Source organism: Shewanella sp. ANA-3 (assembly GCF_000203935.1).
GTDB lineage: Bacteria > Pseudomonadota > Gammaproteobacteria > Enterobacterales > Shewanellaceae > Shewanella.
Map to the genome: position 1 here is coordinate 229,966 of NC_008577.1, position 23,842 is coordinate 253,807.

28 protein-coding genes are annotated in these 23,842 nt (G+C 47.5%); all 28 read left to right on the forward strand.

Features of this window, described 5'->3' with window-relative positions; translation table 11 throughout:
• The first annotated feature begins 119 nt into the window (after positions 1-119).
• Positions 120-4,157, forward strand: a complete 4,038-nt coding sequence (gene rpoB / locus SHEWANA3_RS01045) for a DNA-directed RNA polymerase subunit beta (RefSeq protein ID WP_011715457.1) — start codon at positions 120-122, stop codon at positions 4,155-4,157.
• A gap of 83 nt (positions 4,158-4,240) precedes the next feature.
• Entirely contained in the window at positions 4,241-8,458 is a 4,218-nt protein-coding gene (rpoC, locus tag SHEWANA3_RS01050) for a DNA-directed RNA polymerase subunit beta' (RefSeq protein WP_011715458.1), read from the forward strand.
• Between the two features lie 179 nt (positions 8,459-8,637).
• On the forward strand, positions 8,638-9,012 hold the full coding sequence (gene rpsL / locus SHEWANA3_RS01055) for a 30S ribosomal protein S12 (RefSeq protein ID WP_011715459.1): 375 nt from the start codon (positions 8,638-8,640) through the stop codon (positions 9,010-9,012).
• Between the two features lie 82 nt (positions 9,013-9,094).
• Positions 9,095-9,565: a 30S ribosomal protein S7 gene (gene rpsG, locus SHEWANA3_RS01060; RefSeq protein WP_011715460.1), complete on the forward strand. Its 471-nt coding sequence runs from the start codon at positions 9,095-9,097 to the stop codon at positions 9,563-9,565.
• A 78-nt stretch (positions 9,566-9,643) separates the two neighbouring features.
• Positions 9,644-11,740: an elongation factor G gene (fusA, locus tag SHEWANA3_RS01065; RefSeq protein WP_011715461.1), complete on the forward strand. Its 2,097-nt coding sequence runs from the start codon at positions 9,644-9,646 to the stop codon at positions 11,738-11,740.
• A gap of 71 nt (positions 11,741-11,811) precedes the next feature.
• Entirely contained in the window at positions 11,812-12,996 is a 1,185-nt protein-coding gene (tuf, locus tag SHEWANA3_RS01070) for an elongation factor Tu (protein WP_011715454.1), read from the forward strand.
• Between the two features lie 337 nt (positions 12,997-13,333).
• A complete protein-coding gene (gene rpsJ / locus SHEWANA3_RS01075) occupies positions 13,334-13,645 on the forward strand; it encodes a 30S ribosomal protein S10 (RefSeq protein ID WP_011070616.1) in 312 nt (103 codons plus the stop codon).
• Positions 13,646-13,672: 27 nt separating this feature from the next.
• Positions 13,673-14,311, forward strand: a complete 639-nt coding sequence (gene rplC, locus SHEWANA3_RS01080) for a 50S ribosomal protein L3 (protein ID WP_011070617.1) — start codon at positions 13,673-13,675, stop codon at positions 14,309-14,311.
• 17 nt (positions 14,312-14,328) lie between these two features.
• A complete protein-coding gene (rplD, locus tag SHEWANA3_RS01085) occupies positions 14,329-14,934 on the forward strand; it encodes a 50S ribosomal protein L4 (RefSeq protein WP_011070618.1) in 606 nt (201 codons plus the stop codon).
• The gene (gene rplW / locus SHEWANA3_RS01090; RefSeq protein WP_039977607.1) at positions 14,934-15,236 is read left to right on the forward strand and encodes a 50S ribosomal protein L23; all 303 of its coding nucleotides are present in this window, start codon (positions 14,934-14,936) and stop codon (positions 15,234-15,236) included. Before rplD ends, rplW begins: the two co-directional genes overlap by 1 nt.
• A gap of 16 nt (positions 15,237-15,252) precedes the next feature.
• Positions 15,253-16,077, forward strand: a complete 825-nt coding sequence (gene rplB / locus SHEWANA3_RS01095; RefSeq protein ID WP_011621028.1) for a 50S ribosomal protein L2 — start codon at positions 15,253-15,255, stop codon at positions 16,075-16,077.
• A 14-nt stretch (positions 16,078-16,091) separates the two neighbouring features.
• Positions 16,092-16,370 carry a 30S ribosomal protein S19 gene (rpsS, locus tag SHEWANA3_RS01100; protein ID WP_006083596.1) on the forward strand — a complete coding sequence of 93 codons (279 nt, stop codon included), beginning with the start codon at positions 16,092-16,094 and terminating at the stop codon, positions 16,368-16,370.
• A gap of 15 nt (positions 16,371-16,385) precedes the next feature.
• Positions 16,386-16,718, forward strand: a complete 333-nt coding sequence (rplV, locus tag SHEWANA3_RS01105) for a 50S ribosomal protein L22 (RefSeq protein WP_006083595.1) — start codon at positions 16,386-16,388, stop codon at positions 16,716-16,718.
• A gap of 9 nt (positions 16,719-16,727) precedes the next feature.
• On the forward strand, positions 16,728-17,420 hold the full coding sequence (gene rpsC, locus SHEWANA3_RS01110; RefSeq protein ID WP_011070621.1) for a 30S ribosomal protein S3: 693 nt from the start codon (positions 16,728-16,730) through the stop codon (positions 17,418-17,420).
• Between the two features lie 11 nt (positions 17,421-17,431).
• Complete coding sequence (rplP, locus tag SHEWANA3_RS01115; protein WP_006083593.1) at positions 17,432-17,842, forward strand: 50S ribosomal protein L16; 411 nt, start codon at positions 17,432-17,434, stop codon at positions 17,840-17,842.
• A complete protein-coding gene (gene rpmC / locus SHEWANA3_RS01120; RefSeq protein WP_007644429.1) occupies positions 17,842-18,033 on the forward strand; it encodes a 50S ribosomal protein L29 in 192 nt (63 codons plus the stop codon). The genes rplP and rpmC overlap by 1 nt, the downstream gene beginning before the upstream one ends.
• The gene (gene rpsQ, locus SHEWANA3_RS01125; RefSeq protein ID WP_011070622.1) at positions 18,033-18,281 is read left to right on the forward strand and encodes a 30S ribosomal protein S17; all 249 of its coding nucleotides are present in this window, start codon (positions 18,033-18,035) and stop codon (positions 18,279-18,281) included. Before rpmC ends, rpsQ begins: the two co-directional genes overlap by 1 nt.
• 178 nt (positions 18,282-18,459) lie before the next feature.
• A complete protein-coding gene (gene rplN, locus SHEWANA3_RS01130) occupies positions 18,460-18,828 on the forward strand; it encodes a 50S ribosomal protein L14 (protein ID WP_011715463.1) in 369 nt (122 codons plus the stop codon).
• An 11-nt stretch (positions 18,829-18,839) separates the two neighbouring features.
• A complete protein-coding gene (rplX, locus tag SHEWANA3_RS01135; RefSeq protein WP_011070623.1) occupies positions 18,840-19,154 on the forward strand; it encodes a 50S ribosomal protein L24 in 315 nt (104 codons plus the stop codon).
• A 12-nt stretch (positions 19,155-19,166) separates the two neighbouring features.
• Positions 19,167-19,706: a 50S ribosomal protein L5 gene (rplE, locus tag SHEWANA3_RS01140; protein WP_011715464.1), complete on the forward strand. Its 540-nt coding sequence runs from the start codon at positions 19,167-19,169 to the stop codon at positions 19,704-19,706.
• Between the two features lie 10 nt (positions 19,707-19,716).
• The gene (gene rpsN / locus SHEWANA3_RS01145; RefSeq protein WP_011715465.1) at positions 19,717-20,022 is read left to right on the forward strand and encodes a 30S ribosomal protein S14; all 306 of its coding nucleotides are present in this window, start codon (positions 19,717-19,719) and stop codon (positions 20,020-20,022) included.
• A 24-nt stretch (positions 20,023-20,046) separates the two neighbouring features.
• Positions 20,047-20,439 (forward strand): 30S ribosomal protein S8, encoded by a 393-nt coding sequence (gene rpsH, locus SHEWANA3_RS01150; RefSeq protein ID WP_007644434.1) that lies wholly within the window; start codon positions 20,047-20,049, stop codon positions 20,437-20,439.
• Positions 20,440-20,449: 10 nt separating this feature from the next.
• Positions 20,450-20,983 (forward strand): 50S ribosomal protein L6, encoded by a 534-nt coding sequence (rplF, locus tag SHEWANA3_RS01155; protein ID WP_011715466.1) that lies wholly within the window; start codon positions 20,450-20,452, stop codon positions 20,981-20,983.
• A 10-nt stretch (positions 20,984-20,993) separates the two neighbouring features.
• Positions 20,994-21,344, forward strand: coding sequence for a 50S ribosomal protein L18 (rplR, locus tag SHEWANA3_RS01160; protein WP_011715467.1), 351 nt, complete (start codon positions 20,994-20,996; stop codon positions 21,342-21,344).
• A 12-nt stretch (positions 21,345-21,356) separates the two neighbouring features.
• Positions 21,357-21,860, forward strand: a complete 504-nt coding sequence (gene rpsE / locus SHEWANA3_RS01165) for a 30S ribosomal protein S5 (RefSeq protein ID WP_007644438.1) — start codon at positions 21,357-21,359, stop codon at positions 21,858-21,860.
• A gap of 6 nt (positions 21,861-21,866) precedes the next feature.
• Positions 21,867-22,049 carry a 50S ribosomal protein L30 gene (gene rpmD, locus SHEWANA3_RS01170; RefSeq protein ID WP_007644440.1) on the forward strand — a complete coding sequence of 61 codons (183 nt, stop codon included), beginning with the start codon at positions 21,867-21,869 and terminating at the stop codon, positions 22,047-22,049.
• Positions 22,050-22,052: 3 nt separating this feature from the next.
• Positions 22,053-22,487, forward strand: a complete 435-nt coding sequence (gene rplO, locus SHEWANA3_RS01175) for a 50S ribosomal protein L15 (protein ID WP_011070628.1) — start codon at positions 22,053-22,055, stop codon at positions 22,485-22,487.
• Between the two features lie 7 nt (positions 22,488-22,494).
• Positions 22,495-23,835, forward strand: a complete 1,341-nt coding sequence (gene secY, locus SHEWANA3_RS01180) for a preprotein translocase subunit SecY (protein ID WP_011621032.1) — start codon at positions 22,495-22,497, stop codon at positions 23,833-23,835.
• Positions 23,836-23,842: the final 7 nt, after the last annotated feature.

Here is a 23,842-nt window from a genome sequence, read left to right on the forward strand (position 1 = left end):
TCCCTAGCAGAGATTACTGGTTAGGTTCTTGCCATCAACGGTGATGGGCAAACGTGCTGAATTTAATGACGATTGTTATAAGTTCAGTCTTGGTCACATCTCGCAAGCAGAGGAAACCCATGGTTTACTCCTATTCTGAAAAGAAGCGTATTCGCAAAGACTTTGGTAAGCGTCCACAGGTGTTGGATATTCCTTACCTTTTGTCTATTCAGTTAGACTCTTTTAAGAAGTTCACCGATCAAGATCCTACCGGTGAGCGCGGTCTAGAAGCCGCCTTCCGTAGCGTTTTTCCCATCAAGAGCTTTTCTGGTAATTCAGAACTGCAATACGTCAGCTATAAGCTTGGCGAGCCTGTTTTTGATGTGAAAGAGTGTCAGATCCGTGGTGTTACATATTCAGCTCCACTGCGCGTTAAATTACGCATGGTGTTGTATGATCGTGAAGCAGCGGCCGGCACTGTAAAAGATATTAAAGAACAAGAAGTCTACATGGGCGATATCCCATTGATGACTGACAACGGTACCTTTGTGATCAACGGTACTGAGCGTGTAATCGTATCTCAATTACACCGCAGCCCAGGCGTATTCTTCGATCACGACCGTGGTAAAACCCACTCATCAGGTAAGGTGCTGTATAACGCACGTATCATTCCTTACCGTGGTTCATGGTTAGACTTTGAATTCGATCCTAAGGATGCGCTGTTCGTACGTATTGACCGTCGCCGTAAATTACCTGCGACCATCATTCTGCGCGCATTAGAGTACTCTACTCAAGAGATCCTCGACCTGTTCTTCGAACGCGTTGAATTCAAGATCAAGAAAGATACTCTGGTTATGACCTTAGTACCTGAGCGTCTGCGTGGCGAAACCGCCAGCTACGACATCAAGGATGCTGAAGGTACCGTATTGGTTGAAGCGGGCCGTCGCGTGACTGCACGTCATATTCGCCAACTCGAAAAAACCAACACCACTGAACTCGAAGTACCAGTTGAGTACATCGTGGGCAAATATGCAGCCCAAGATTACATCGATCCGGACACGGGTGAAGTATTAGTTTCTGCTAACAGTGAAATCAGCTTAGAAGACTTAGCGAAGTTATCACTGGCAGGCATCAAAGAGCTAAGCACGTTGTACATCAACGAGCTAGACCACGGTGCTTACATCTCTGACACTCTGCGTATCGATCCAACCACTAACCGCTTAGAAGCGTTAGTTGAGATCTACCGAATGATGCGTCCTGGTGAGCCACCAACCAAAGATGCTGCAGAAGCCCTGTTCCAAAACTTATTCTTCAGCGAAGAACGTTATGACCTGTCTAAAGTAGGTCGTATGAAGTTCAACCGTCGTCTCAGCATTCCTGATGACGAAGGTAGCGGCGTACTGTCTAAAGAAGACATCGTTGCAGTAATGAAGAACATCATCCACATCCGTAACGGCTTCGACGAAGTGGACGATATCGACCACTTAGGTAACCGTCGTATTCGTTCTGTGGGTGAAATGGCTGAAAACCAATTCCGTGTTGGTCTGGTCCGTGTTGAGCGCGCCGTGCGTGAACGTCTGTCATTAGGCGATCTGAACGAGCTGATGCCACAAGACTTAATCAACGCTAAGCCAATCTCTGCTGCAGTGAAAGAGTTCTTCGGTTCTTCTCAGCTGTCACAATTCATGGACCAAAACAACCCGCTGTCAGAAGTAACGCATAAGCGTCGTATTTCTGCTCTAGGCCCAGGTGGTTTGACCCGTGAGCGTGCAGGCTTCGAAGTCCGCGACGTACACCCAACGCACTATGGTCGTTTATGTCCAATTGAGACCCCTGAAGGTCCAAACATTGGTCTGATCAACTCATTAGCAAGCTTTGCCCGTACTAACTCTTACGGCTTCTTAGAAACACCATACCGCAAAGTGGTAGACGGTGTGATCACTGACGATGTGGAATACTTGTCAGCGATTGAAGAAGGTCGTTATGTGATTGCACAGGCGAACATCGAAGTTGACTCTGAAGGCCGCATGGTTGAAGAGCAGATCGCATGTCGTCACAAAGGTGAATCTACCTTTATGCGCGCGTCTGACATTCAATACATGGACGTATCGCCACAACAGATTATTTCTGTTGCTGCGTCACTGATCCCGTTCTTAGAACACGACGACGCGAACCGTGCATTGATGGGTGCGAACATGCAACGTCAAGCAGTACCAACACTGAAATCAGAGAAGCCTCTGGTCGGTACTGGTATTGAGCGCACGTTAGCTGTGGACTCAGGCGTAGTAGTCGCCGCTAAACGTGGCGGTGTGATCGATTACGTTGATGCGAGCCGTATCGTAGTTAAAGTAAATGAAGACGAGCTGCGCCCAGGCGAAGCCGGTATCGACATTTACAACCTGACTAAGTACACCCGTTCTAACCAAAACACTTGTATCAACCAACGTCCTTGCTGTTCTGTTGGTGAGCCAGTGGTTCGTGGTGACGTGTTAGCAGACGGTCCGTCTACTGACTTAGGTGACTTAGCCCTTGGCCAGAACATGCGTATCGCGTTCATGCCTTGGAACGGTTACAACTTCGAAGACTCGATCTTAATTTCTGAGCGTGTTGCACAGGAAGACCGTTTCACCACTATCCACATTCAAGAGCTGTCTTGTATCGCTCGTGATACCAAGCTGGGTAGCGAAGAAATCACTGCTGACATTCCAAACGTAGGTGAATCTGCTCTGTCGAAACTCGACGAGTCAGGTATCGTTTACATCGGTGCAGAAGTGAAGGGCGGTGACATTCTGGTTGGTAAAGTGACGCCAAAAGGCGAGACTCAACTGACGCCGGAAGAGAAGTTACTGCGCGCCATCTTCGGTGAGAAAGCGTCTGATGTGAAAGACAGCTCACTGCGTGTACCTAACTCTGTTAAAGGTACCATCATCGACGTTCAGGTATTTACCCGTGACGGCGTTGAGAAAGACAAACGCGCCATTGAAATCGAAGAAATGCACATTGCCCAAGCTCGTAAAGACTTAGGCGAAGAGTTCAAGATCCTTGAAGAAGGCGTATTGAGCCGTGCGCGCAACTTATTATTAAGTGCCGGTTTCACTGAAGCACAAATCGCAGCATTGCCACGTAAAGATGTATTGGTTCAAGTTATTGACGATGAAACCAAACAAACTGAGCTTGAGCAATTAGCTGAACAGCATGAAGAGCTGAAAGCAGACTTCGATAAGAAGTTTGAAATCAAACGTCGCAAGATCACCCAAGGTGATGACTTGGCACCTGGCGTACTGAAGATCGTTAAGGTTTACTTAGCGGTTAAACGTACTATCCAACCCGGTGACAAGATGGCGGGTCGTCACGGTAACAAGGGTGTTATCTCTAAGATTAACCCAATTGAAGACATGCCGTACGACGAGCAAGGCAACCCTGTGGACATCGTATTGAACCCGTTAGGCGTTCCATCACGTATGAACATCGGTCAGGTTCTTGAAGTTCACTTAGGTGCTGCTGCTAAAGGTATTGGTAACAAGATTGCTGCCATGCTGGAAGATCAGCGCGAGAAGGGACTTGCAGAAGTTCGTAACTACATCAAGCAAGTGTACGAATTAGGTGACGAAGTGCAGCAGCGCGTTGACATCGATTCATTCACTGACGATGAGTTACTGCGGTTAGCGAACAATCTGAAAGGCGGTATCCCAGTTGCTACGCCAGCCTTCGACGGTGCTAAAGAGAAAGAGATCAAGCAGATGCTTGAGCTTGCAGGCTTGCCAACCTCTGGTCAGCTGAAATTATTTGATGGTCGTACCGGTAACGAATTTGAGCGTCCAGTAACTGTAGGTTACATGTACATGCTCAAACTGAACCACTTAGTTGACGATAAGATGCACGCCCGTTCTACCGGTTCGTACAGCTTAGTGACTCAACAACCACTGGGCGGTAAAGCTCAGTTCGGTGGTCAGCGTTTCGGTGAGATGGAAGTGTGGGCACTCGAAGCATACGGTGCCGCTTATACGCTTCAAGAAATGCTCACCGTGAAATCGGATGACGTTAACGGTCGTACTCAGATGTATAAGAACATCGTCGACGGTAACCATCAGATGCAGCCTGGCATGCCAGAGTCCTTCAACGTATTACTGAAGGAGATCCGTTCACTCGGTATCAACATCGAGTTGGATCAGGAATAAGCGCAGGTATTTAGCCGCGTTTGGCAACAGAATGGTGCTCCGTGCGAGCGGAGCACCCGGTTTAACTCCTTCAGGAGAGAAACGTGAAAGACTTATTAAAGTTTCTGAAACAGCAAAGCAAGACTGAAGAATTTAACGGCATCAAAATTGGTCTGGCATCGCCTGATCTGATCCGTTCTTGGTCTTTTGGTGAAGTTAAGAAGCCAGAAACCATTAACTACCGTACCTTCAAGCCTGAGCGTGAAGGTCTGTTCTGTGCGCGTATCTTTGGCCCGGTCAAAGATTACGAATGTTTGTGCGGTAAGTACAAGCGTTTGAAGCACCGTGGTGTGATCTGTGAAAAGTGTGGAGTAGAAGTTACCCAGACTAAAGTACGTCGTGAGCGTATGGGTCACATTGAACTGGCTAGCCCAGTTGCCCACATTTGGTTCTTGAAATCACTGCCGTCCCGCATCGGTTTAATGCTGGACATGACGCTGCGTGATATCGAACGCGTACTGTATTTTGAATCTTTCGTCGTGATCGAGCCTGGCATGACCAGCCTTGAACGTGGCCAAATGCTGACAGAAGAAAACTATCTGGACGCATTAGAAGAATACGGTGACGAATTCGAAGCTAAGATGGGTGCTGAAGCGGTATTAGAACTGCTGCGCGCAATCGATCTCGAAAAAGAAATCGAACAAATGCGTGAAGAGCTGCCATCAATCAACTCTGAGACTCGTCGCAAGAAAGTGACTAAACGTCTTAAGTTGATGGAAGCGTTCCACACTTCTGGCAACAAGCCAGAGTGGATGATCTTAAAAGTACTGCCTGTGTTACCACCTGACTTACGTCCGCTGGTACCGCTCGATGGCGGCCGCTTCGCGACTTCAGATCTGAACGATCTGTATCGCCGCGTGATCAACCGTAACAACCGTTTGAAGCGTCTGTTAGATTTAGCTGCGCCGGACATCATCGTACGCAACGAAAAGCGTATGTTACAAGAGTCCGTTGATGCGCTATTAGATAACGGTCGTCGTGGTCGTGCTATTACTGGTTCTAACAAACGTCCTCTGAAATCTTTGGCCGACATGATCAAAGGTAAACAAGGTCGTTTCCGTCAGAACTTGTTAGGTAAGCGTGTTGACTACTCAGGTCGTTCGGTAATTACCGTAGGTCCTACTTTACGTCTGCACCAATGTGGTCTTCCTAAGAAGATGGCACTGGAACTGTTCAAGCCATTCATCTATGGCAAGCTGGAAGGTCGTGGCTTAGCGACAACCATCAAAGCGGCTAAGAAGATGGTAGAGCGTGAAGTGGCGGAAGTTTGGGACGTTCTAGATGAAGTGATCCGCGAACATCCAGTGATGCTTAACCGTGCACCAACACTGCACAGACTGGGTATCCAAGCGTTCGAACCTGTACTGATTGAAGGTAAAGCGATCCAGTTACACCCACTCGTTTGTGCGGCATATAACGCCGACTTCGACGGTGACCAAATGGCGGTACACGTACCGTTAACACTGGAAGCGCAGCTTGAAGCTCGTGCCTTGATGATGTCTACCAACAACATCCTGTCACCAGCAAACGGCGAGCCTGTTATCACTCCGTCTCAAGACGTGGTATTAGGTCTGTACTACACCAGCCGTGAGCGTATCAACGGCCGTGGTGAAGGTATGTACTTTATGTCTGTTGCTGAAGTTGAAAAAGCTTACGCAACTGGCGCTGCTGAACTGCATGCCCGCGTGAAAGTGCGTATCACTGAAACCGTTATCGGTGACAATGGTGAGCGTACTGAGCAACGTCGTATCGTAGATACAACTGTGGGTCGTGCTCTGCTGTCACAAATTCTGCCAGCAGGTTTGTCATTTGATCTGGTTAACCAGAACATGGGCAAAAAGCAGATTTCTAAACTATTGAACACTTGTTACCGTCAATTAGGTCTGAAAGATACTGTTATCTTCGCTGACCAACTGATGTACACAGGTTTCCGTTACGCCACTATCTCTGGTGCATCTGTCGGTATTGACGACATGGTGATCCCAGCTGAGAAGTACACCTTAGTTGCTGACGCTGAAGCAGAAGTGCTCGAGATTCAAGAGCAGTTCCAATCAGGTCTGGTAACCGCGGGTGAGCGTTACAACAAAGTCATCGACATCTGGGCAAGTGCGAACGAAAAAGTTTCTAAAGCGATGATGGAAAACCTGTCAACTGAGACAGTGATTAACCGTGATGGCGTTGAAGAGAAACAAGCATCGTTCAACAGCATTTACATGATGGCCGACTCGGGCGCTCGTGGTAGTGCCGCACAGATCCGTCAGTTAGCGGGTATGCGTGGTCTGATGGCGAAACCAGACGGTTCGATCATCGAAACCCCAATCGTGGCGAACTTCCGTGAAGGTCTGAACGTACTTCAGTACTTCATCTCAACCCACGGTGCGCGTAAAGGTCTTGCCGATACCGCATTGAAGACAGCGAACTCGGGTTACCTGACTCGTCGTCTGGTTGATGTTGCTCAAGACTTAGTGGTCATCGAAGACGATTGTGGTACTCACGAAGGTCTGACAATGAAGCCGCTGATCGAAGGTGGTGACGTTGTTGAGCCATTACGTGAACGCGTACTGGGTCGTGTGGTTGCGGTTGATGTTCTGTACCCTGGTACTGAAGATGTGCTTGCGCCACGTAACACTCTGCTCGATGAAGCATGGTGTGACAAGTTAGAAGAACACTCAATCGACGAAGTGATTGTACGTTCAGTCATTACCTGTGATACCGACTTCGGTGTGTGTGCGGCATGTTATGGCCGTGACTTAGCCCGTGGTCACCTGATTAACCACGGCGAAGCCATCGGTGTTGTCGCGGCGCAATCAATCGGTGAACCAGGTACACAGTTAACGATGCGTACGTTCCACATCGGTGGTGCGGCATCAAGAGCGTCTGCAGAAAACAACGTTCAAGTGAAGAACTCTGGTTCGTTGAAACTGCACAATGCTAAGTACGTAACTAACACTGACGGCAAGCTGGTTATCGTTTCTCGTTCTTCTGAACTGGCGATCATCGACGAACTAGGTCGTGAGAAAGAGCGTTATAAAGTGCCTTACGGTACTGTGCTCGAGAAGTTAGAAGAAGCTGCGGTAGAAGCGGGCGATATCATCGCTAACTGGGATCCACATACTCACCCAATCATCACCGAAGTGGCGGGTAGTATTAAGTTCGTTGACATGATCGACGGCGTGACCATGACTCGTCAAACAGACGAACTGACTGGTCTGTCTTCAATCGTGATCCTCGACGTGGGTCAACGTGGTTCAGCGGGTAAAGAAATGCGCCCAATGATCCGTCTGGTTGGTGCCGACGGTAGCGACCTGATGATCCCAGGTACTGAAGTACCTGCACAATACTTCTTACCAGGCAGTGCGATCGTTAACCTCGACGACAACGCGCAAATCGCCGTGGGTGACGCGTTAGCACGTATTCCACAAGAATCGTCTAAAACACGCGACATCACGGGTGGTCTACCACGCGTTGCTGACCTGTTCGAAGCTCGTAAGCCAAAAGAGCCAGCTATTCTGGCGGAAATCTCTGGTACCATCTCGTTTGGTAAAGAGACCAAAGGCAAGCGTCGTCTGGTGATTACACCAGCGGATGGCGGTGAACAGTACGAAGAGATGATCCCGAAATGGCGTAACTTAAACGTGTTCGAAGGTGAAAAAGTCGAACGTGGTGAAGTTATTGCAGATGGTCCAGAAGCGGCGCACGACATTCTGCGTCTACGTGGCATCCACAACGTAGCAAACTACATTGTGAACGAAGTACAAGACGTATACCGTCTACAAGGCGTGAAGATCAACGATAAGCATATCGAAGTGATCATCCGTCAAATGCTGCGTAAGTGCGTGATCACCTCTGCGGGTGACAGTGAGTTCTTAGAAGGCGAACAAGTTGAAGTGTCTCGCGTGAAGATCGCTAACCGCGACCTGATCGAACAAGGCAAAGTGCCTGCGACCTTCGAACGTGAACTGCTGGGTATTACCAAAGCGTCTCTGGCAACAGAATCGTTTATCTCTGCAGCATCGTTCCAAGAAACCACTCGCGTACTGACAGAAGCTGCCGTAGGTGGTAAGTCTGATAACTTACGTGGTCTGAAAGAAAACGTAATCGTTGGCCGTCTGATCCCAGCCGGTACTGGTTATGCTTATCACAAGACTCGTAACGATGCCCGTGCTAAGAAAGACGAGCCAGTTGTAGTGAATAAGATCACTGCAAGTGAAGCAGAACAAAACCTTGCAGACCTCTTAAACCTGGCCGGTAGCCAAGATTAAGTAATCAGTTTGTAACAAAAAGGCGCCGATGGCGCCTTTTTTATTGTAAAATGCCGCAAAAGTTGGCTATTTCTTGACAGTCAGGCATTACCTTTTTAAAATTCCGCGTCCCACCATTGTGGGATATAGATTTTTCACACCTTATCGTTGAGTTTGATTCAACTGTTTCGGAGCTATACATGGCAACTGTAAACCAGTTGGTACGTAAGCCACGCGCACCTAAAGTCGACAAGACTAACGTGCCTGCGTTGAACGCGTGCCCACAAAAACGTGGTGTATGTACACGTGTGTACACTACTACCCCTAAAAAACCTAACTCTGCACTACGTAAAGTAGCTCGTGTGCGCTTAACTAACGGTTTCGAAGTTACTTCGTACATCGGCGGTGAAGGCCACAACCTGCAGGAACACAGCGTGATCTTAATCCGTGGTGGTCGTGTTAAAGACTTACCAGGTGTGCGCTATCACACTGTTCGTGGCGCCCTAGACTGTGCTGGCGTGAACACTCGTCGCCAAGGTCGTTCTAAGTACGGTGCTAAGCGTCCTAAGTCTTAACGCAATCCGTTAAGTAAGGCCAAGCTAGTTTTATTTTGAGAATTCCAGTTTTGGAAATCCCTGAAGCATACGGAGAATTGTTATGCCAAGACGTCGCGTTGTAGGACAACGTAAAATCCTACCAGATCCAAAGTTTCACAGTGAGTTGCTGGCTAAGTTCATCAACGTCATTATGCAAGACGGCAAAAAGTCGACTGCAGAAAAAATCATTTACAAGGCGCTAGATGTTATCGCTGAAAAGAAAGGCGCTAACCATTTAGACGTTCTTGAAGCAGCCCTGGACAACGTACGCCCATCAGTCGAAGTTAAATCTCGTCGCGTTGGTGGTTCTACTTACCAGGTACCATGTGAAGTTCGTCCTGTGCGTCGTAACGCACTGGCGATGCGCTGGTTAGTTGAAGCTGCTCGTAAGCGTGGTGAAAAATCTATGGCTTTACGTCTAGCAGGTGAAATGCTAGATGCGTCTGAAAACAAAGGTACTGCTGTTAAGAAGCGTGAAGACGTGCACCGCATGGCTGAAGCTAACAAGGCCTTTGCTCATTACCGTTGGTAATCTGATGGTGTGGGCTTAGGCCCACACCATTGTTGTTGATATTGCCAAGGCACCTGTCTTGGTGGAGAGGGTATAATAGTGGCTCGTACAACCCCAATTGAGCGTTATCGTAATATCGGTATTTGTGCTCATGTGGATGCAGGTAAAACCACCACAACAGAACGTGTTCTGTTCTATACCGGTTTGTCTCATAAAATCGGTGAGGTGCATGACGGCGCCGCGACCACTGACTGGATGGTACAAGAGCAAGAGCGTGGTATTACTATCACCTCGGCTGCTGTTACTACATTCTGGCGTGGTATGGATGCTCAATTCACTGAACACCGCATCAATATCATCGATACCCCTGGTCACGTTGACTTCACTATTGAAGTTGAACGTTCTTTGCGCGTTCTCGACGGCGCTGTCGTGGTTTTCTGTGGTTCTTCAGGTGTTGAACCTCAATCAGAAACCGTTTGGCGTCAAGCTGACAAATACCGCGTTCCACGCTTAGTGTTTGTTAACAAGATGGACCGCGCAGGTGCGGACTTTGAACGTGTAGTGAAGCAAATCAGAACTCGCCTAGGAGCGACTTGTGTGCCTATTCAACTGAATATCGGTGCAGAAGAAAACTTCACTGGCGTGATCGACTTAATCAAGATGAAAGCCATTAACTGGAACGAAGCGGACCAGGGTATGACTTTCTCTTATGAAGAGATCCCTGCAGAGTTAGCCGATAAAGCGGCTGAAATGCATGAGTATCTGGTTGAGGCAGCAGCCGAGGCCTCGGATGAACTGATGGACAAGTACCTTGAAGAAGGCACACTGTCAGAAGACGAGATCAAAAAGGCACTGCGTCAGCGTACTATTAATAATGAAATCGTTTTAGCGACCTGTGGTTCTGCATTTAAGAACAAAGGCGTTCAAGCGGTTCTTGATGCGGTTGTGGAATTCTTGCCAGCCCCTGTCGATGTGCCTCCAATTAAGGGCATTGATGACGATGAGCAAGAAGTTGAGCGCCCATCAGATGACAATGCCCCCTTTGCGGCGTTGGCATTTAAGATTGCTACAGACCCGTTCGTGGGCACTTTGACCTTTATTCGCGTGTACTCTGGCGTACTCGAATCAGGTTCTGGCGTTTATAACTCTGTTAAACAGAAGCGTGAACGTATCGGCCGTATCGTGCAAATGCACGCTAACGACCGTACCGAACTGAAAGAAGTACGTGCAGGTGATATCGCTGCGGCTATCGGTCTGAAAGAAGTCACCACGGGTGATACACTTTGTGATCCTGATCACAAGGTGATCTTGGAACGCATGGAGTTCCCTGAGCCAGTAATTACCATTGCCGTTGAGCCTAAGTCTAAAGCGGACCAAGATAAAATGGGTATCGCGCTGCAAAAACTTGCAGCGGAAGATCCATCTTTCCGGGTTGAGACTGACGAAGAATCATCACAAACACTGATTTCTGGAATGGGTGAGTTACACTTAGACATTATCGTTGACCGTATGCGTCGCGAATTTGGTGTTGAGTGTAACGTTGGTAAGCCACAAGTGGCCTACCGCGAAACCATTCGCGCATCAGTCGAGGCTGAAGGTAAATTTGTACGCCAATCAGGTGGCCGTGGACAATTCGGTCATGTTTGGTTAAAACTAGAGCCTAATGAAGAAGGCGCTGGTTACGAATTTACCAACGCGATCGTTGGGGGTGTCGTTCCACGTGAATTCATTCCTGCGGTTGATAAAGGTATCCAAGAGCAGATGAAGAACGGTGTTCTCGCCGGCTTCCCTGTGTTGGACGTGAAGGTCACTCTGTTCGACGGTTCATATCACGATGTGGACTCGAATGAAATGGCGTTCAAAATTGCGGGTTCTATGGGCTTCAAAAAGGGTGCGCTCGAAGCGAATCCTGTGTTGCTCGAGCCTTGCATGAAAGTAGAAGTAACTACTCCTGAGAACTACATGGGCGATGTGGTTGGTGACTTAAACCGTCGTCGTGGTTTGATTGAAGGTATGGATGATGGCTTCGGTGGCATCAAAATAGTCCATGCTGTAGTGCCTCTTTCTGAAATGTTTGGTTATGCAACTGATTTGCGTTCTGCGACTCAGGGTCGTGCTTCCTACTCCATGGAGTTCTTGAAGTACACTGATGCACCGCAAAACATTGCGAAAGCGATTATTGAATCTCGTAGCTAATTTTAAGTTACGACATAAATGTAATATGGTCCTGTTGATACAGGATTATTCTGAAAAGAAAGGAATATATCGTGGCAAAAGCTAAATTTGAACGTAATAAGCCTCACGTGAACGTGGGCACCATCGGTCACGTTGACCATGGTAAAACCACTCTGACTGCAGCTATCTCTCACGTACTGGCTAAGACCTACGGTGGTGAAGCTAAAGACTTCTCTCAAATCGATAACGCTCCAGAAGAGCGTGAGCGCGGTATTACCATCAATACCTCTCACATCGAATACGATACACCAACTCGCCATTACGCACACGTAGACTGCCCAGGCCACGCTGACTATGTTAAAAACATGATCACTGGTGCTGCACAGATGGACGGCGCGATCCTGGTAGTAGCTTCTACTGACGGTCCAATGCCACAAACACGTGAGCACATCCTGCTGTCTCGCCAAGTAGGCGTACCATTCATCATCGTATTCATGAACAAATGTGACATGGTTGACGATGCTGAGCTGTTAGAATTAGTAGAAATGGAAGTACGTGAACTGTTATCAGAATACGACTTCCCAGGTGATGACTTACCAGTTATCCAAGGTTCTGCTCTGAAAGCGCTTGAAGGCGAGCCAGAGTGGGAAGCTAAGATCATCGAATTAGCCGCTGCACTGGATTCTTACATTCCAGAACCAGAGCGTGATATCGATAAGCCATTCCTGATGCCAATCGAAGACGTATTCTCAATCTCTGGCCGTGGTACAGTAGTAACAGGTCGTGTTGAGCGTGGTATCGTACGTGTTGGTGACGAAGTAGAAATCGTTGGTATCCGTGCAACTACTAAGACAACCTGTACTGGTGTTGAAATGTTCCGTAAGCTGCTTGACGAAGGTCGTGCAGGTGAGAACTGTGGTATCCTGTTACGTGGTACTAAGCGTGATGACGTAGAACGTGGTCAAGTATTATCTAAGCCAGGTTCAATCAACCCACACACTACTTTTGAATCAGAAGTATACGTTCTGTCAAAAGAAGAAGGTGGTCGTCACACTCCATTCTTCAAAGGCTACCGTCCACAGTTCTACTTCCGTACAACTGACGTGACAGGTACTATCGAACTGCCAGAAGGCGTAGAGATGGTAATGCCAGGCGACAACATCAAGATGAAAGTGACTCTGATCTGCCCAATCGCGATGGACGAAGGTTTACGCTTCGCAATCCGTGAAGGTGGCCGTACAGTAGGCGCTGGTGTTGTAGCTAAGATTTTCGCTTAATCGCGAACGAGTTATAGTACTGAAAAAGGAAGCTTCGGCTTCCTTTTTTATTTTGGGCTGGCGTTATTCTGAAATTTGTGTAAAATGCTCGCCACTCTGAAGTTGAATAGTCTTTTTGATGACTATTTACACAGCGGGCTTGAAATCTAATTTTAGATAAGTATAATGGCCCCCTCGTTAACCTAGGTTAGCGAATTAAATGATGAGTCAATGAACTTGTCATTATCATAGCGGCTCCGATTGGGAGTCGAACGGTTAAATCATCTCGCTCTGCTTTTCCAGTAAGGAAGAAGCTAGAGGGTGATTTTTTATGTGTCCATTTTAGGAGCTCTGGTCAATGCAGAACCAAAGAATCCGTATCCGCTTAAAAGGATTTGATCATCGCTTAATTGATCAGTCTACAGCGGAAATCGTTGAAACTGCTAAGCGTACAGGCGCCCAAGTACGTGGTCCAATTCCACTACCTACGCGCAAAGAGCGTTATACCGTTTTGATCTCTCCGCACGTTAATAAAGATGCTCGTGACCAGTACGAATTACGTACTCACAAGCGCCTGGTTGACATCGTAGAGCCAACTGAAAAGACTGTAGACGCACTAATGCGTTTAGATCTTGCGGCTGGTGTCGACGTACAGATTAGCTTGGGTTAATTGAGATCCTTAGAAGAGGTTTGAGAGATGGCTATCGGTCTTATTGGTCGTAAAGTTGGTATGACTCGCATCTTCACTGAAGATGGTGTTTCTATACCTGTTACAGTAATTGAAGTTGCTGGCAACCGTGTTACTCAAGTGAAAACTTTAGAAACTGACGGTTACCGTGCTCTTCAAGTTACTACTGGTACCAAAAAAGCCAATCGCATCACTAAACCAGAAGCAGGTCACTTTGCCAAGAGCGGTGTTGAAGCCGGTCGTGGACTGTGGGAATTGCGTCTGGCAGACGGTGAAGGCGAAGGCATTGAAGTTGGTGCTGAGCTAAATGTAGGTATCTTCGCTGATGTAGCGAAAGTTGACGTTACTGGTCAATCTAAAGGTAAAGGATTCCAAGGCGGCGTTAAGCGTTGGAACTTCCGTACTCAAGATATGACTCACGGTAACTCTTTGTCGCACCGTTCGAACGGTTCTATCGGTCAGAACCAAACGCCTGGTCGCGTATTTAAAGGCAAGAAAATGTCAGGCCACATGGGTGCCGAGCGTGTTACTACTCAAAATCTAGACGTTGTACGTGTAGATGTTGAACGTAACCTGCTACTGGTTAAAGGTGCTGTTCCGGGCGCAACTAACGGCGACCTGATCATCAAGCCTGCAGTTAAAGCTTAAGGTCTGAGGAGATAGTAATGGAATTGGTATTGAAAGACGCGCAAAGCGCTCTTGAAGTTTCCGAAACTACCTTCGGCCGTGACTTTAACGAGGCACTGGTTCATCAGGTAGTTGTAGCATACGCTGCAAACGCACGTCAGGGCACTCGTGCTCAAAAGACTCGTGCGGAAGTAACTGGCTCTGGCAAAAAGCCATGGCGCCAAAAAGGCACTGGCCGCGCTCGTGCGGGTGGTGTTAAGGGCCCAATCTGGCGTGGCGGTGGCGTAACTTTCGCTGCTAAAACTCAAGATCACAGCCAAAAAGTTAACAAGAAGATGTACCGCGGCGCGCTGAAAAGCATTCTGTCTGAGCTGGTACGTCAAGACCGTCTGGTTGTTGTTGAATCATTCAGCGTTGAAGCTCCTAAAACTAAAGAGCTGAAAGCTAAACTGAAAGCAATGAACTTAGAAGACGTGTTAATTGTGACTTCAGAAGTTGACGAGAATTTATTCTTAGCAGCTCGCAACCTGTACAAGGTTGACGTTCGTGACGTTGCAGGTCTAGACCCAGTAAGTCTGATCGCGTTCAACACAGTGCTTGTGACTGCTGATGCAGTTAAGCAAATCGAGGAGATGCTAGCATGATGATCCGCGAAGAACGTTTGCTAAAAGTAATTCTTGCACCTCACATCTCTGAAAAGAGCACTGTGAATGCTGAGAAGCACAACACTGTTGTTTTCCGCGTAGCTATCGATGCAACTAAAGCTGAAATCAAAGCTGCTGTTGCTAAGCTATTTGAAGTTGAAGTCGAATCAGTTCGCACTTTAGTGAGCAAAGGCAAAACTAAACGTACTGGTGGCCGTGCTGGCCGTCGTAGCGATTGGAAAAAAGCCTACGTGACTTTAGCTGCTGGTGCTGACATCGATTTCGTCGGCGGCGCTGAGTAAGCAAAGGAGAATTATCATGGCAGTTATTAAGTGTAAGCCAACCTCTCCAGGTCGTCGCCACGTTGTTAAAGTGGTGAACTCTGACCTGCACAAGGGTAAACCTTTTGCTGGCCTGTTGGCGAAAAAATCTAAAAGTGGTGGCCGTAACAACACTGGCCGTATCACTGTTCGTCACGTTGGTGGCGGTCACAAGCAGCACTACCGTTTAATCGACTTCAAACGCGATAAAGACGGTATCCCTGCAAAAATTGAGCGTCTGGAATACGATCCAAACCGTACTGCGCACATCGCGTTAGTACTGTATGCGGATGGTGAGCGTCGTTACATCCTTGCTGCTAAAGGCATGCAAGCTGGCGACAAGATCCAGTCTGGTGTTGAAGCCGAAATCAAAACCGGTAACGCAATGCCACTGCGCAACATTCCAGTAGGTTCTGTTGTGCACGCTGTAGAAATGAAGCCTGGTAAAGGTGCTCAGATCGCGCGTTCAGCGGGTGCTTATGTACAAGTTGTTGCTCGTGATGGCGCATATGCCACTTTACGTCTTCGCTCTGGCGAAATGCGCAAAGTGCCAGTTGATTGCCGCGCAACATTTGGTGAAGTTGGTAATGCCGAACACATGCTACGCCAGTTAGGTAAAGCAGGTGCTAAGCGCTGGAGAGGCGTTCGCCCAACAGTTCGCGGTGTTGCAATGAACCCGGTAGACCATCCACACGGTGGTGGTGAAGGCCGTACTTCTGGTGGTCGTCACCCAGTGACTCCATGGGGTGTGCCAACTAAGGGTTATAAGACTCGTAGTAACAAGCGCACTGACAAGTACATCGTACGTCGTCGTAATAAATAGTAAGAGGATTCGCCATGCCACGTTCTCTCAAGAAAGGTCCCTTCATTGACCTGCACTTGCTGAAGAAGGTAGAGAAAGCGATGGAAGCAGGTGACAAGAAGCCTATTAAGACTTGGTCACGTCGCTCTATGATCATTCCAAATATGATTGGTTTGACCATCGCTGTCCATAATGGTCGTCAGCACGTTCCTGTGTTCGTAACTGACGAAATGATCGGCCACAAACTTGGTGAATTCTCACCAACTCGCACTTATCGCGGCCATGCTGCTGATAAGAAAGCGAAGAAGCGTTAATACGGGAGGAATAAGATGGAAGTTTTAGCTAAACATCGTTTTGCCCGTACGTCTGCGCAGAAGGCTCGTCTAGTTGCTGATCAAATTCGTGGTTTGCCTGTTGCTAAGGCCCTCGAAATTCTGACTTTCAGCCCAAAGAAAGCCGCCGTACTGGTTAAAAAAGTACTTGACTCAGCTATCGCAAACGCCGAACACAACGAAGGCGCTGACATTGATGAGCTAAAAGTAGGCGCCGTCTTCGTTGACGAGGGTCCAACTATGAAGCGTATCATGCCACGTGCTAAAGGCCGCGCTGATCGTATCATGAAGCGTACCAGCCACATCACTGTGGTTGTATCAGATCGCTAGGAGAGAGCAATGGGACAGAAAGTACATCCTAATGGTATCCGTCTGGGTATCACCAAGCCTTGGATCTCTACCTGGTACGCAGATAAGTCAGATTATGCAAATAACCTGAACAGCGACTGGGAAGTGCGTAAGTATCTTGCAGACAAACTGCAAGCTGCATCAGTATCTAAGATTGTTATCGAACGCCCAGCGAAAAGCATCCGCGTTACTATTCACACTGCCCGTCCAGGCGTTGTGATCGGTAAGAAAGGTGAAGACGTTGAAGTATTGCGTGCTGCAGTTTCAAAACTGGCTGGCACTCCTGCTCAAATTAACATCGCTGAGATCCGTAAACCTGAGCTAGATGCCAAGTTAGTTGCTGACTCAATTGCACAGCAATTAGAGCGTCGTGTTATGTTCCGTCGCGCTATGAAGCGTGCAGTACAAAACGCAATGCGTATTGGTGCTCAAGGTATCAAAGTTGAAGTTAGTGGCCGTTTAGGCGGTGCTGAGATTGCGCGCTCTGAGTGGTACCGTGAAGGTCGTGTACCTTTGCATACACTGCGTGCTGATATCGACTATTCAACCTCTGAAAGTCACACTCAATACGGTGTGATTGGTATTAAAGTTTGGATCTTCAAAGGTGAAGTTCTGGACGGAATGCTGCCACAGATTGAAGAGCCGAAACAGCAGCAACCTAAGCGCAAGCCTCGTGGTAAATAGGAGAGCCGGCAATGCTGCAACCTAAACGTATGAAGTTTCGCAAGATGTTCAAAGGCCGCAACCGCGGTCTAGCGAACGGTACCGAAGTTAGCTTTGGTACTTTTGGTCTGAAAGCAGTCGGCCGTGGTCGTTTAACTGCTCGTCAGATCGAATCTGCACGTCGTGCCATGACACGTCACATTAAGCGTCAGGGACAAATTTGGATTCGAGTTTTCCCGGACAAACCAATTACCTCTAAGCCTCTTGAAGTGCGTATGGGTAAAGGTAAAGGTAACGTTGAATACTGGGTATGTCAGATTCAACCTGGTAAGGTTCTTTATGAGATGAATGGTGTTTCTGAAGTGATCGCTCGTGAAGCGTTTGCTTTAGCTGCTGCCAAGCTTCCAATTAAGACTACCTTCGTAACTAAGACGGTGATGTAATGAAAGCGAGCGAACTAAGAGAAAAGAGCGTTGAAGAACTGAACGCTGAACTACTTGGTCTGCTGCGTGAGCAGTTCAACCTGCGTATGCAACACGCCACTGGTCAGTTGACTCAGACTCATCAACTGAAATTAGTGCGCCGTAACATTGCGCGCGTTAAGACCATTATTACTTCTAAGGCGGGTGCATAATGTCTGATAAAATCCGTACTTTGCAAGGTCGTGTGACAAGCAACAAAATGGATAAAACCATTACTGTAGCTATCGAACGCCAAGTGAAACACCCAATCTATGGGAAGTACATTAAGCGTACGACTAAGATCCATGCACACGATGAAGCTAATCAGTGCAACGAAGGCGATGTAGTAGCGATCCGCGAATGTCGTCCTCTGTCTAAGACTAAATCTTGGACTCTGGTTGAAGTAGTATCAAAGGCCTAATTATATTAGGTATTTAGGTAAACGGCTCCAGTATTTGGGGCCGTTTGTTTTTTAATACTATACATTCCATATTTATGGTGTTATATTTGCGCGCCATTTTTGACTAAATTCAAAGCAAAAATGGTGTTTATAGTCCCAATTGTGGGAATTGTGTAGTAACGATAGCGGAGCACTTAAAATGATCCAAATGCAATCGACTCTTGACGTCGCATGTAACAGCGGCGCACGCAGAGTTCAGTGTATTAAGGTCTTGGGTGGCTCTCATCGTCGTTATGCCGGTATCGGCGACATCATCAAGGTTTCTGTTAAAGAAGCAATTCCTCGCGCTAAAGCGAAGAAAGGTGATGTGTATAACGCGGTGGTAGTCCGTACTAAGAAAGGCGTACGTCGTCCAGACGGTTCTGTCATTCGCTTCGATCGGAATGCAGCAGTTCTTCTGAACAACAACCTGCAGCCGATTGGCACTCGTATCTTTGGACCAGTGACACGTGAATTGCGCTCTGAGCAGTTCATGAAGATTGTCTCGCTGGCACCAGAAGTACTGTAAGGAGCTTCAAAATGGCAGCTAAAATCCGTCGTCAAGACGAAGTAATCGTATTAGCAGGTAAAGACAAGGGCAAACGCGCTAAAGTTGCTCAAGTTTTACCTACTGGTAAGTTAATTGTTGAAGGCATCAATCTTGTCAAGAAACACCAAAAGCCAAACCCACAACTGGGTGTAGCCGGTGGTATTGTTGAGAAAGAAGCACCGATTCAAGCATCAAATGTTGCGATCTTTAACCCTGTCACTGGCAAGGCGGATCGTGTTGGTTTCCGATTTGAAGACGGCAAAAAAGTTCGTTTCTTTAAATCGAACAGTGAACTCGTTAAGTAACTGGAGTAAACGATGGCGAAACTGCATGATAAATATCAAGAGACTGTTGTCGCTGAACTGACTAAAAAGTTCGGTTATACCAGTGTCATGCAAGTCCCTCGGATTGAGAAAATCACCCTGAACATGGGTGTTGGCGAAGCCGTTGCAGACAAAAAAGTTATGGAACATGCTGTTCGTGACATGACTGCAATCGCTGGTCAAAAACCAGTAGTGACTGTTGCTCGTAAATCAGTTGCTGGTTTTAAAATCCGTGAAGGCTACCCTATTGGCTGTAAAGTGACCCTGCGCGGTGAGCGTATGTGGGAATTCTTAGAGCGTTTAGTTGACATCGCAATCCCACGTATTCGTGACTTCCGTGGTCTGAGCGCTAAAGCGTTCGATGGCCGTGGTAACTACGCAATGGGCGTGCGTGAGCAGATCATTTTCCCAGAAATCGATTACGATAAAATCGATAAAATTCGCGGTATGGATATTGTTATCACTACCTCTGCGAATTCTGACGAAGAAGGTCGTGCTTTGTTAGACGCTTTTAACTTCCCATTCAAGAAATAAGGGTAGCGTAATGGCAAAAACATCAATGAAAGCACGTGAAGCAAAGCGTGCACAGCTCGTAGCTAAGTTCGCTGAAAAGCGCGCTGCTCTGAAAGCAATTATTGCAAGTCCAGCTTCTTCTGACGAAGACCGTTGGGACGCAGTATTAAAGCTGCAAGCTCTACCACGTGATTCCAGCGCATCGCGTCAACGCAATCGTTGTAATCAAACTGGTCGCCCACATGGTTTCCTGCGTAAGTTCGGTTTAAGCCGTATCAAGTTACGTGAAGCAACCATGCGTGGTGAAGTTCCTGGCCTGCGTAAGGCTAGCTGGTAAGCACTTGTCACGGAGTAAGCTAATATGAGCATGCAAGATCCTATTGCGGATATGTTAACCCGTATTCGTAACGGCCAAGCTGCTAACAAAGTATCTGTGAAGATGCCTTCTGCTAAGCTGAAAGTCGCTATCGCGAAACTGCTTAAAGAAGAAGGTTACATCGCTGATTACGCCGTAGCAGATGAAGCCAAGCCTGAACTGGAAATCACTTTAAAGTATTTCCAAGGCCAACCAGTCGTTGAGACTATCCAGCGCGTAAGCCGTCCTGGTCTTCGTATTTACAAAGGTAAAAACGAATTACCAAAAGTGATGGGCGGACTGGGTGTCGCAATTGTGTCCACTTCTAAAGGCCTGATGACTGATCGTGCCGCCCGCCTTGCAGGCATGGGTGGCGAGGTTATCTGCTACGTAGCATAAGGAGCTAGGAATGTCTCGTGTAGCAAAAGCACCAGTATCTATTCCAGCTGGCGTAGAGGTGACCTTAAACGAACAGACCCTGACCGTCAAAGGCGCGAAAGGAAGTCTGACTCGAGTGATCAACAATGCGGTCAATGTTGTTATTGAAGATGGCGTGATCAAGTTCCTACCTGTTGAAGGCGCTGTTGGCGCTTGGGCACAGGCTGGTACCACACGTGCATTAGTAAACAACATGGTTGTTGGTGTATCTCAAGGTTTTGAGCGTAAGTTAAAGTTAGTTGGCGTTGGTTACCGTGCGAAGCTCGTCGGTTCTGACATTGACCTGACTTTAGGTTTCTCTCATCCGTTAGTACACAAACTGCCCGCAGGCGTTACTGCAGAGTGTCCAAGCCAAACTGACATCGTCCTACGTGGCGTTGATAAGCAGTTAATTGGCCAAGTCGCTGCTGAGATTCGCGGATACCGTCCACCAGAGCCATACAAAGGCAAGGGTGTTCGCTATGACGACGAAGAAGTACGCCGTAAAGAGGCTAAGAAGAAGTAGGTAACGCGATATGGATAAGAAAACATCTCGCTTACGTCGCGCTATTCGCGCTCGTAAGAAGATCCAAGAGCTGGGCGTGAACCGTCTGGTTGTACATCGTACACCGCGTCACATTTATGCTCAGGTGATCAATCCTGAAGCTCAGGTGGTGGCAGCTGCTTCAACCGTGGAAAAAGCGGTTAAAGAGCAACTGAAGAGTACCGGTAACGTAGACGCGGCTAAAGCAGTAGGTAAATTTATTGCTGAACGCGCGATCGAGAAAGGCGTAACTACTGTTGCGTTCGATCGTTCTGGTTTCAAGTATCACGGTCGTGTAGCTGCTCTGGCAGATGCTGCTCGTGAAGCTGGCCTCCAGTTCTAAGGGGTTATAAAAATGGCTAAATTAGAAGCTCAGCAAAAAGACGATCTGCAAGAGAAATTAATTGCAGTTAATCGTGTTTCTAAAGTAGTTAAGGGCGGTCGTATCTTTAGCTTCACTGCACTAACAGTAGTGGGTGATGGTAACGGTAAGGTCGGCTATGGCTATGGTAAAGCGCGCGAAGTTCCAGCAGCGATTCAAAAAGCTATGGAAAAAGCCCGTCGTAACATGGTGACCGTTGAGTTGAATGCAGGCACTCTGCATCACCCAGTTAAAGGTCGTCATACTGGTTCACGTGTATACATGCAACCAGCATCACAGGGTACCGGTATTATCGCCGGTGGCGCAATGCGTGCCGTATTAGAAGTTGCAGGCGTTCATAACGTTCTGTCAAAAGCATACGGTTCTACTAACCCGATCAACATCGTTCGCGCGACTGTAGATGCTCTGGTGCACATGAAGTCACCTTCGCAAATCGCAGCTAAGCGTGGCCTGAATGTTGACGAAATTCGGGGGTAATGCACCATGGCAACTAAAACTGTAAAAGTTACTCAGACTAAAAGTGCTATCGGTCGTTTACCAAAGCACCGTGCGACCTTAACTGGTCTTGGTCTGCGTCGCATTGGTCACACTGTTGAATTAGAAGATACTCCTTCAGTTCGCGGTATGATCAACAAGGTCTACTACATGGTTAAGGTGGAGGATTAATAGATGCGTTTAAATACTCTATCTCCAGCTGCAGGCGCTAAGCATGCACCAAAGCGTGTAGGCCGTGGTATGGGTTCAGGCTTAGGTAAAACTGCTGGTCGTGGTCACAAAGGCCAAAAATCTCGTAGCGGTGGCGGTGTACGCCCGGGCTTCGAGGGTGGTCAAATGCCACTTAAGATCCGTTTACCTAAATTTGGTTTTACCTCGCGTCGCGCTATGGTAACAGCTGAAGTTCGTGTACTCGAACTGGCTAAAGTTAACGGTGATGTTATCGACTTAAACGCTCTGAAAGATGCGAACGTTATTACTCGCAACATCCAGTTTGCGAAAATCGTTCTTTCAGGTACCATTGAGCGCCCAGTGACCGTAAAAGGTCTCAAGGTAACCAAAGGTGCACGTGCAGCGATTGAAGCTGCTGGCGGTAAGATCGAGGAATAATACGTCGATGGCAAAACCAGGACTTGATTTAAAAAGCGCGAAAGGTGGACTTTCTGAGTTGAAAGCTCGCCTCCTGTTCGTGATTGGTGCGATTATCGTCTTTAGAGCCGGTTCGTTTGTGCCAATTCCTGGTATTGACGCAGCTGTATTAGCAGAGCTGTTTGCTCAGCAAAAAGGTACCATCCTTGGCATGTTCAACATGTTCTCGGGTGGTGCTCTTTCCCGTGCTTCTATCTTTGCATTAGGTATCATGCCGTACATTTCGGCATCGATTATCATGCAGTTATTGACTGTGGTGCATCCAGCACTCGCTGAATTGAAAAAAGAAGGCGAGTCTGGACGTAAAAAAATCAGTCAGTACACACGTTGGGGTACGTTGGTGCTGGGTACATTCCAGTCGATCGGTATTGCAACAGGGTTACCAAACTTAGTCCCAGGCCTAGTGGTCAACATTGGATTCGGTTTCTACTTTGTTGCGGTTGTGAGCTTAGTAACAGGAACCATGTTCCTGATGTGGCTAGGTGAGCAAATTACCGAACGAGGTATAGGTAACGGTATCTCGATTTTAATTTTCGCAGGTATTGTTGCTGGATTACCTTCCGCTATCGGCCAAACGGCTGAGCAGGCGCGTCAAGGTGACCTGAATGTGTTAGTATTGTTGTTGCTCGCGGTAATTATTTTTGCTGTGACTTATTTCGTGGTGTTTGTAGAACGTGGTCAACGTCGTATCGTTGTTAACTACGCTAAGCGCCAGCAAGGCCGTAAGGTATTCGCTGCGCAATCTACTCACTTGCCGCTGAAAATAAACATGGCGGGTGTAATTCCTCCAATTTTTGCGTCAAGCATCATTTTGTTCCCAGGCACACTGGCTCAGTGGTTTGGTCAAAATGAGTCTATGTCATGGTTAAGTGATTTTTCACTGGCCGTGTCACCAGGACAACCGCTTTACTCATTATTGTATGCAGCAGCGATTATCTTCTTCTGTTTCTTCTATACTGCGTTGGTATTTAACCCACGTGAAACAGCAGATAACCTGAAGAAGAGTGGTGCATTCATCCCTGGGATCCGTCCTGGAGAACAGACTTCGCGTTACATTGATAAAGTAATGACTCGCCTGACATTAGCTGGCGCGTTATACATTACCTTTATCTGTTTAATTCCGGAGTTCATGTTAATTGCGTGGAAAGTACAGTTCTATTTTGGCGGTACTTCACTACTAATTATGGTAGTCGTAATCATGGACTTCATGGCTCAGGTTCAGACCCATATGATGTCACATCAGTATGAGTCTGTGATGAAGAAAGCTAACCTAGTAAACAAAGCGAACTTAGATCGCTTTGGTCGCTAAGTAGCTT

Excerpts from the sequence above, each read along its gene's own strand:
- rplR (WP_011715467.1), top strand. The coding sequence starts at position 20,994 with ATGGATAAGAAAACATCTCGCTTACGTCGCGCTATTCGCGCTCGTAAG.
- rpsG (WP_011715460.1), top strand. The coding sequence starts at position 9,095 with ATGCCAAGACGTCGCGTTGTAGGACAACGTAAAATCCTACCAGATCCA.
- rpmC (WP_007644429.1), top strand. The coding sequence starts at position 17,842 with ATGAAAGCGAGCGAACTAAGAGAAAAGAGCGTTGAAGAACTGAACGCT.
- rpmD (WP_007644440.1), top strand. The coding sequence starts at position 21,867 with ATGGCAACTAAAACTGTAAAAGTTACTCAGACTAAAAGTGCTATCGGT.
- rplW (WP_039977607.1), top strand. The coding sequence starts at position 14,934 with ATGATCCGCGAAGAACGTTTGCTAAAAGTAATTCTTGCACCTCACATC.
- rpsE (WP_007644438.1), top strand. The coding sequence starts at position 21,357 with ATGGCTAAATTAGAAGCTCAGCAAAAAGACGATCTGCAAGAGAAATTA.
- rplE (WP_011715464.1), top strand. The coding sequence starts at position 19,167 with ATGGCGAAACTGCATGATAAATATCAAGAGACTGTTGTCGCTGAACTG.
- rplX (WP_011070623.1), top strand. The coding sequence starts at position 18,840 with ATGGCAGCTAAAATCCGTCGTCAAGACGAAGTAATCGTATTAGCAGGT.
- rplC (WP_011070617.1), top strand. The coding sequence starts at position 13,673 with ATGGCTATCGGTCTTATTGGTCGTAAAGTTGGTATGACTCGCATCTTC.
- rpoB (WP_011715457.1), top strand. The coding sequence starts at position 120 with ATGGTTTACTCCTATTCTGAAAAGAAGCGTATTCGCAAAGACTTTGGT.
- rpsS (WP_006083596.1), top strand. The coding sequence starts at position 16,092 with ATGCCACGTTCTCTCAAGAAAGGTCCCTTCATTGACCTGCACTTGCTG.
- rplV (WP_006083595.1), top strand. The coding sequence starts at position 16,386 with ATGGAAGTTTTAGCTAAACATCGTTTTGCCCGTACGTCTGCGCAGAAG.
- rpsC (WP_011070621.1), top strand. The coding sequence starts at position 16,728 with ATGGGACAGAAAGTACATCCTAATGGTATCCGTCTGGGTATCACCAAG.
- rplO (WP_011070628.1), top strand. The coding sequence starts at position 22,053 with ATGCGTTTAAATACTCTATCTCCAGCTGCAGGCGCTAAGCATGCACCA.
- rplN (WP_011715463.1), top strand. The coding sequence starts at position 18,460 with ATGATCCAAATGCAATCGACTCTTGACGTCGCATGTAACAGCGGCGCA.
- secY (WP_011621032.1), top strand. The coding sequence starts at position 22,495 with ATGGCAAAACCAGGACTTGATTTAAAAAGCGCGAAAGGTGGACTTTCT.
- rpsH (WP_007644434.1), top strand. The coding sequence starts at position 20,047 with ATGAGCATGCAAGATCCTATTGCGGATATGTTAACCCGTATTCGTAAC.
- rpsN (WP_011715465.1), top strand. The coding sequence starts at position 19,717 with ATGGCAAAAACATCAATGAAAGCACGTGAAGCAAAGCGTGCACAGCTC.
- rplB (WP_011621028.1), top strand. The coding sequence starts at position 15,253 with ATGGCAGTTATTAAGTGTAAGCCAACCTCTCCAGGTCGTCGCCACGTT.
- rpsQ (WP_011070622.1), top strand. The coding sequence starts at position 18,033 with ATGTCTGATAAAATCCGTACTTTGCAAGGTCGTGTGACAAGCAACAAA.
- rpsJ (WP_011070616.1), top strand. The coding sequence starts at position 13,334 with ATGCAGAACCAAAGAATCCGTATCCGCTTAAAAGGATTTGATCATCGC.
- rpsL (WP_011715459.1), top strand. The coding sequence starts at position 8,638 with ATGGCAACTGTAAACCAGTTGGTACGTAAGCCACGCGCACCTAAAGTC.
- rplD (WP_011070618.1), top strand. The coding sequence starts at position 14,329 with ATGGAATTGGTATTGAAAGACGCGCAAAGCGCTCTTGAAGTTTCCGAA.
- rplP (WP_006083593.1), top strand. The coding sequence starts at position 17,432 with ATGCTGCAACCTAAACGTATGAAGTTTCGCAAGATGTTCAAAGGCCGC.
- rplF (WP_011715466.1), top strand. The coding sequence starts at position 20,450 with ATGTCTCGTGTAGCAAAAGCACCAGTATCTATTCCAGCTGGCGTAGAG.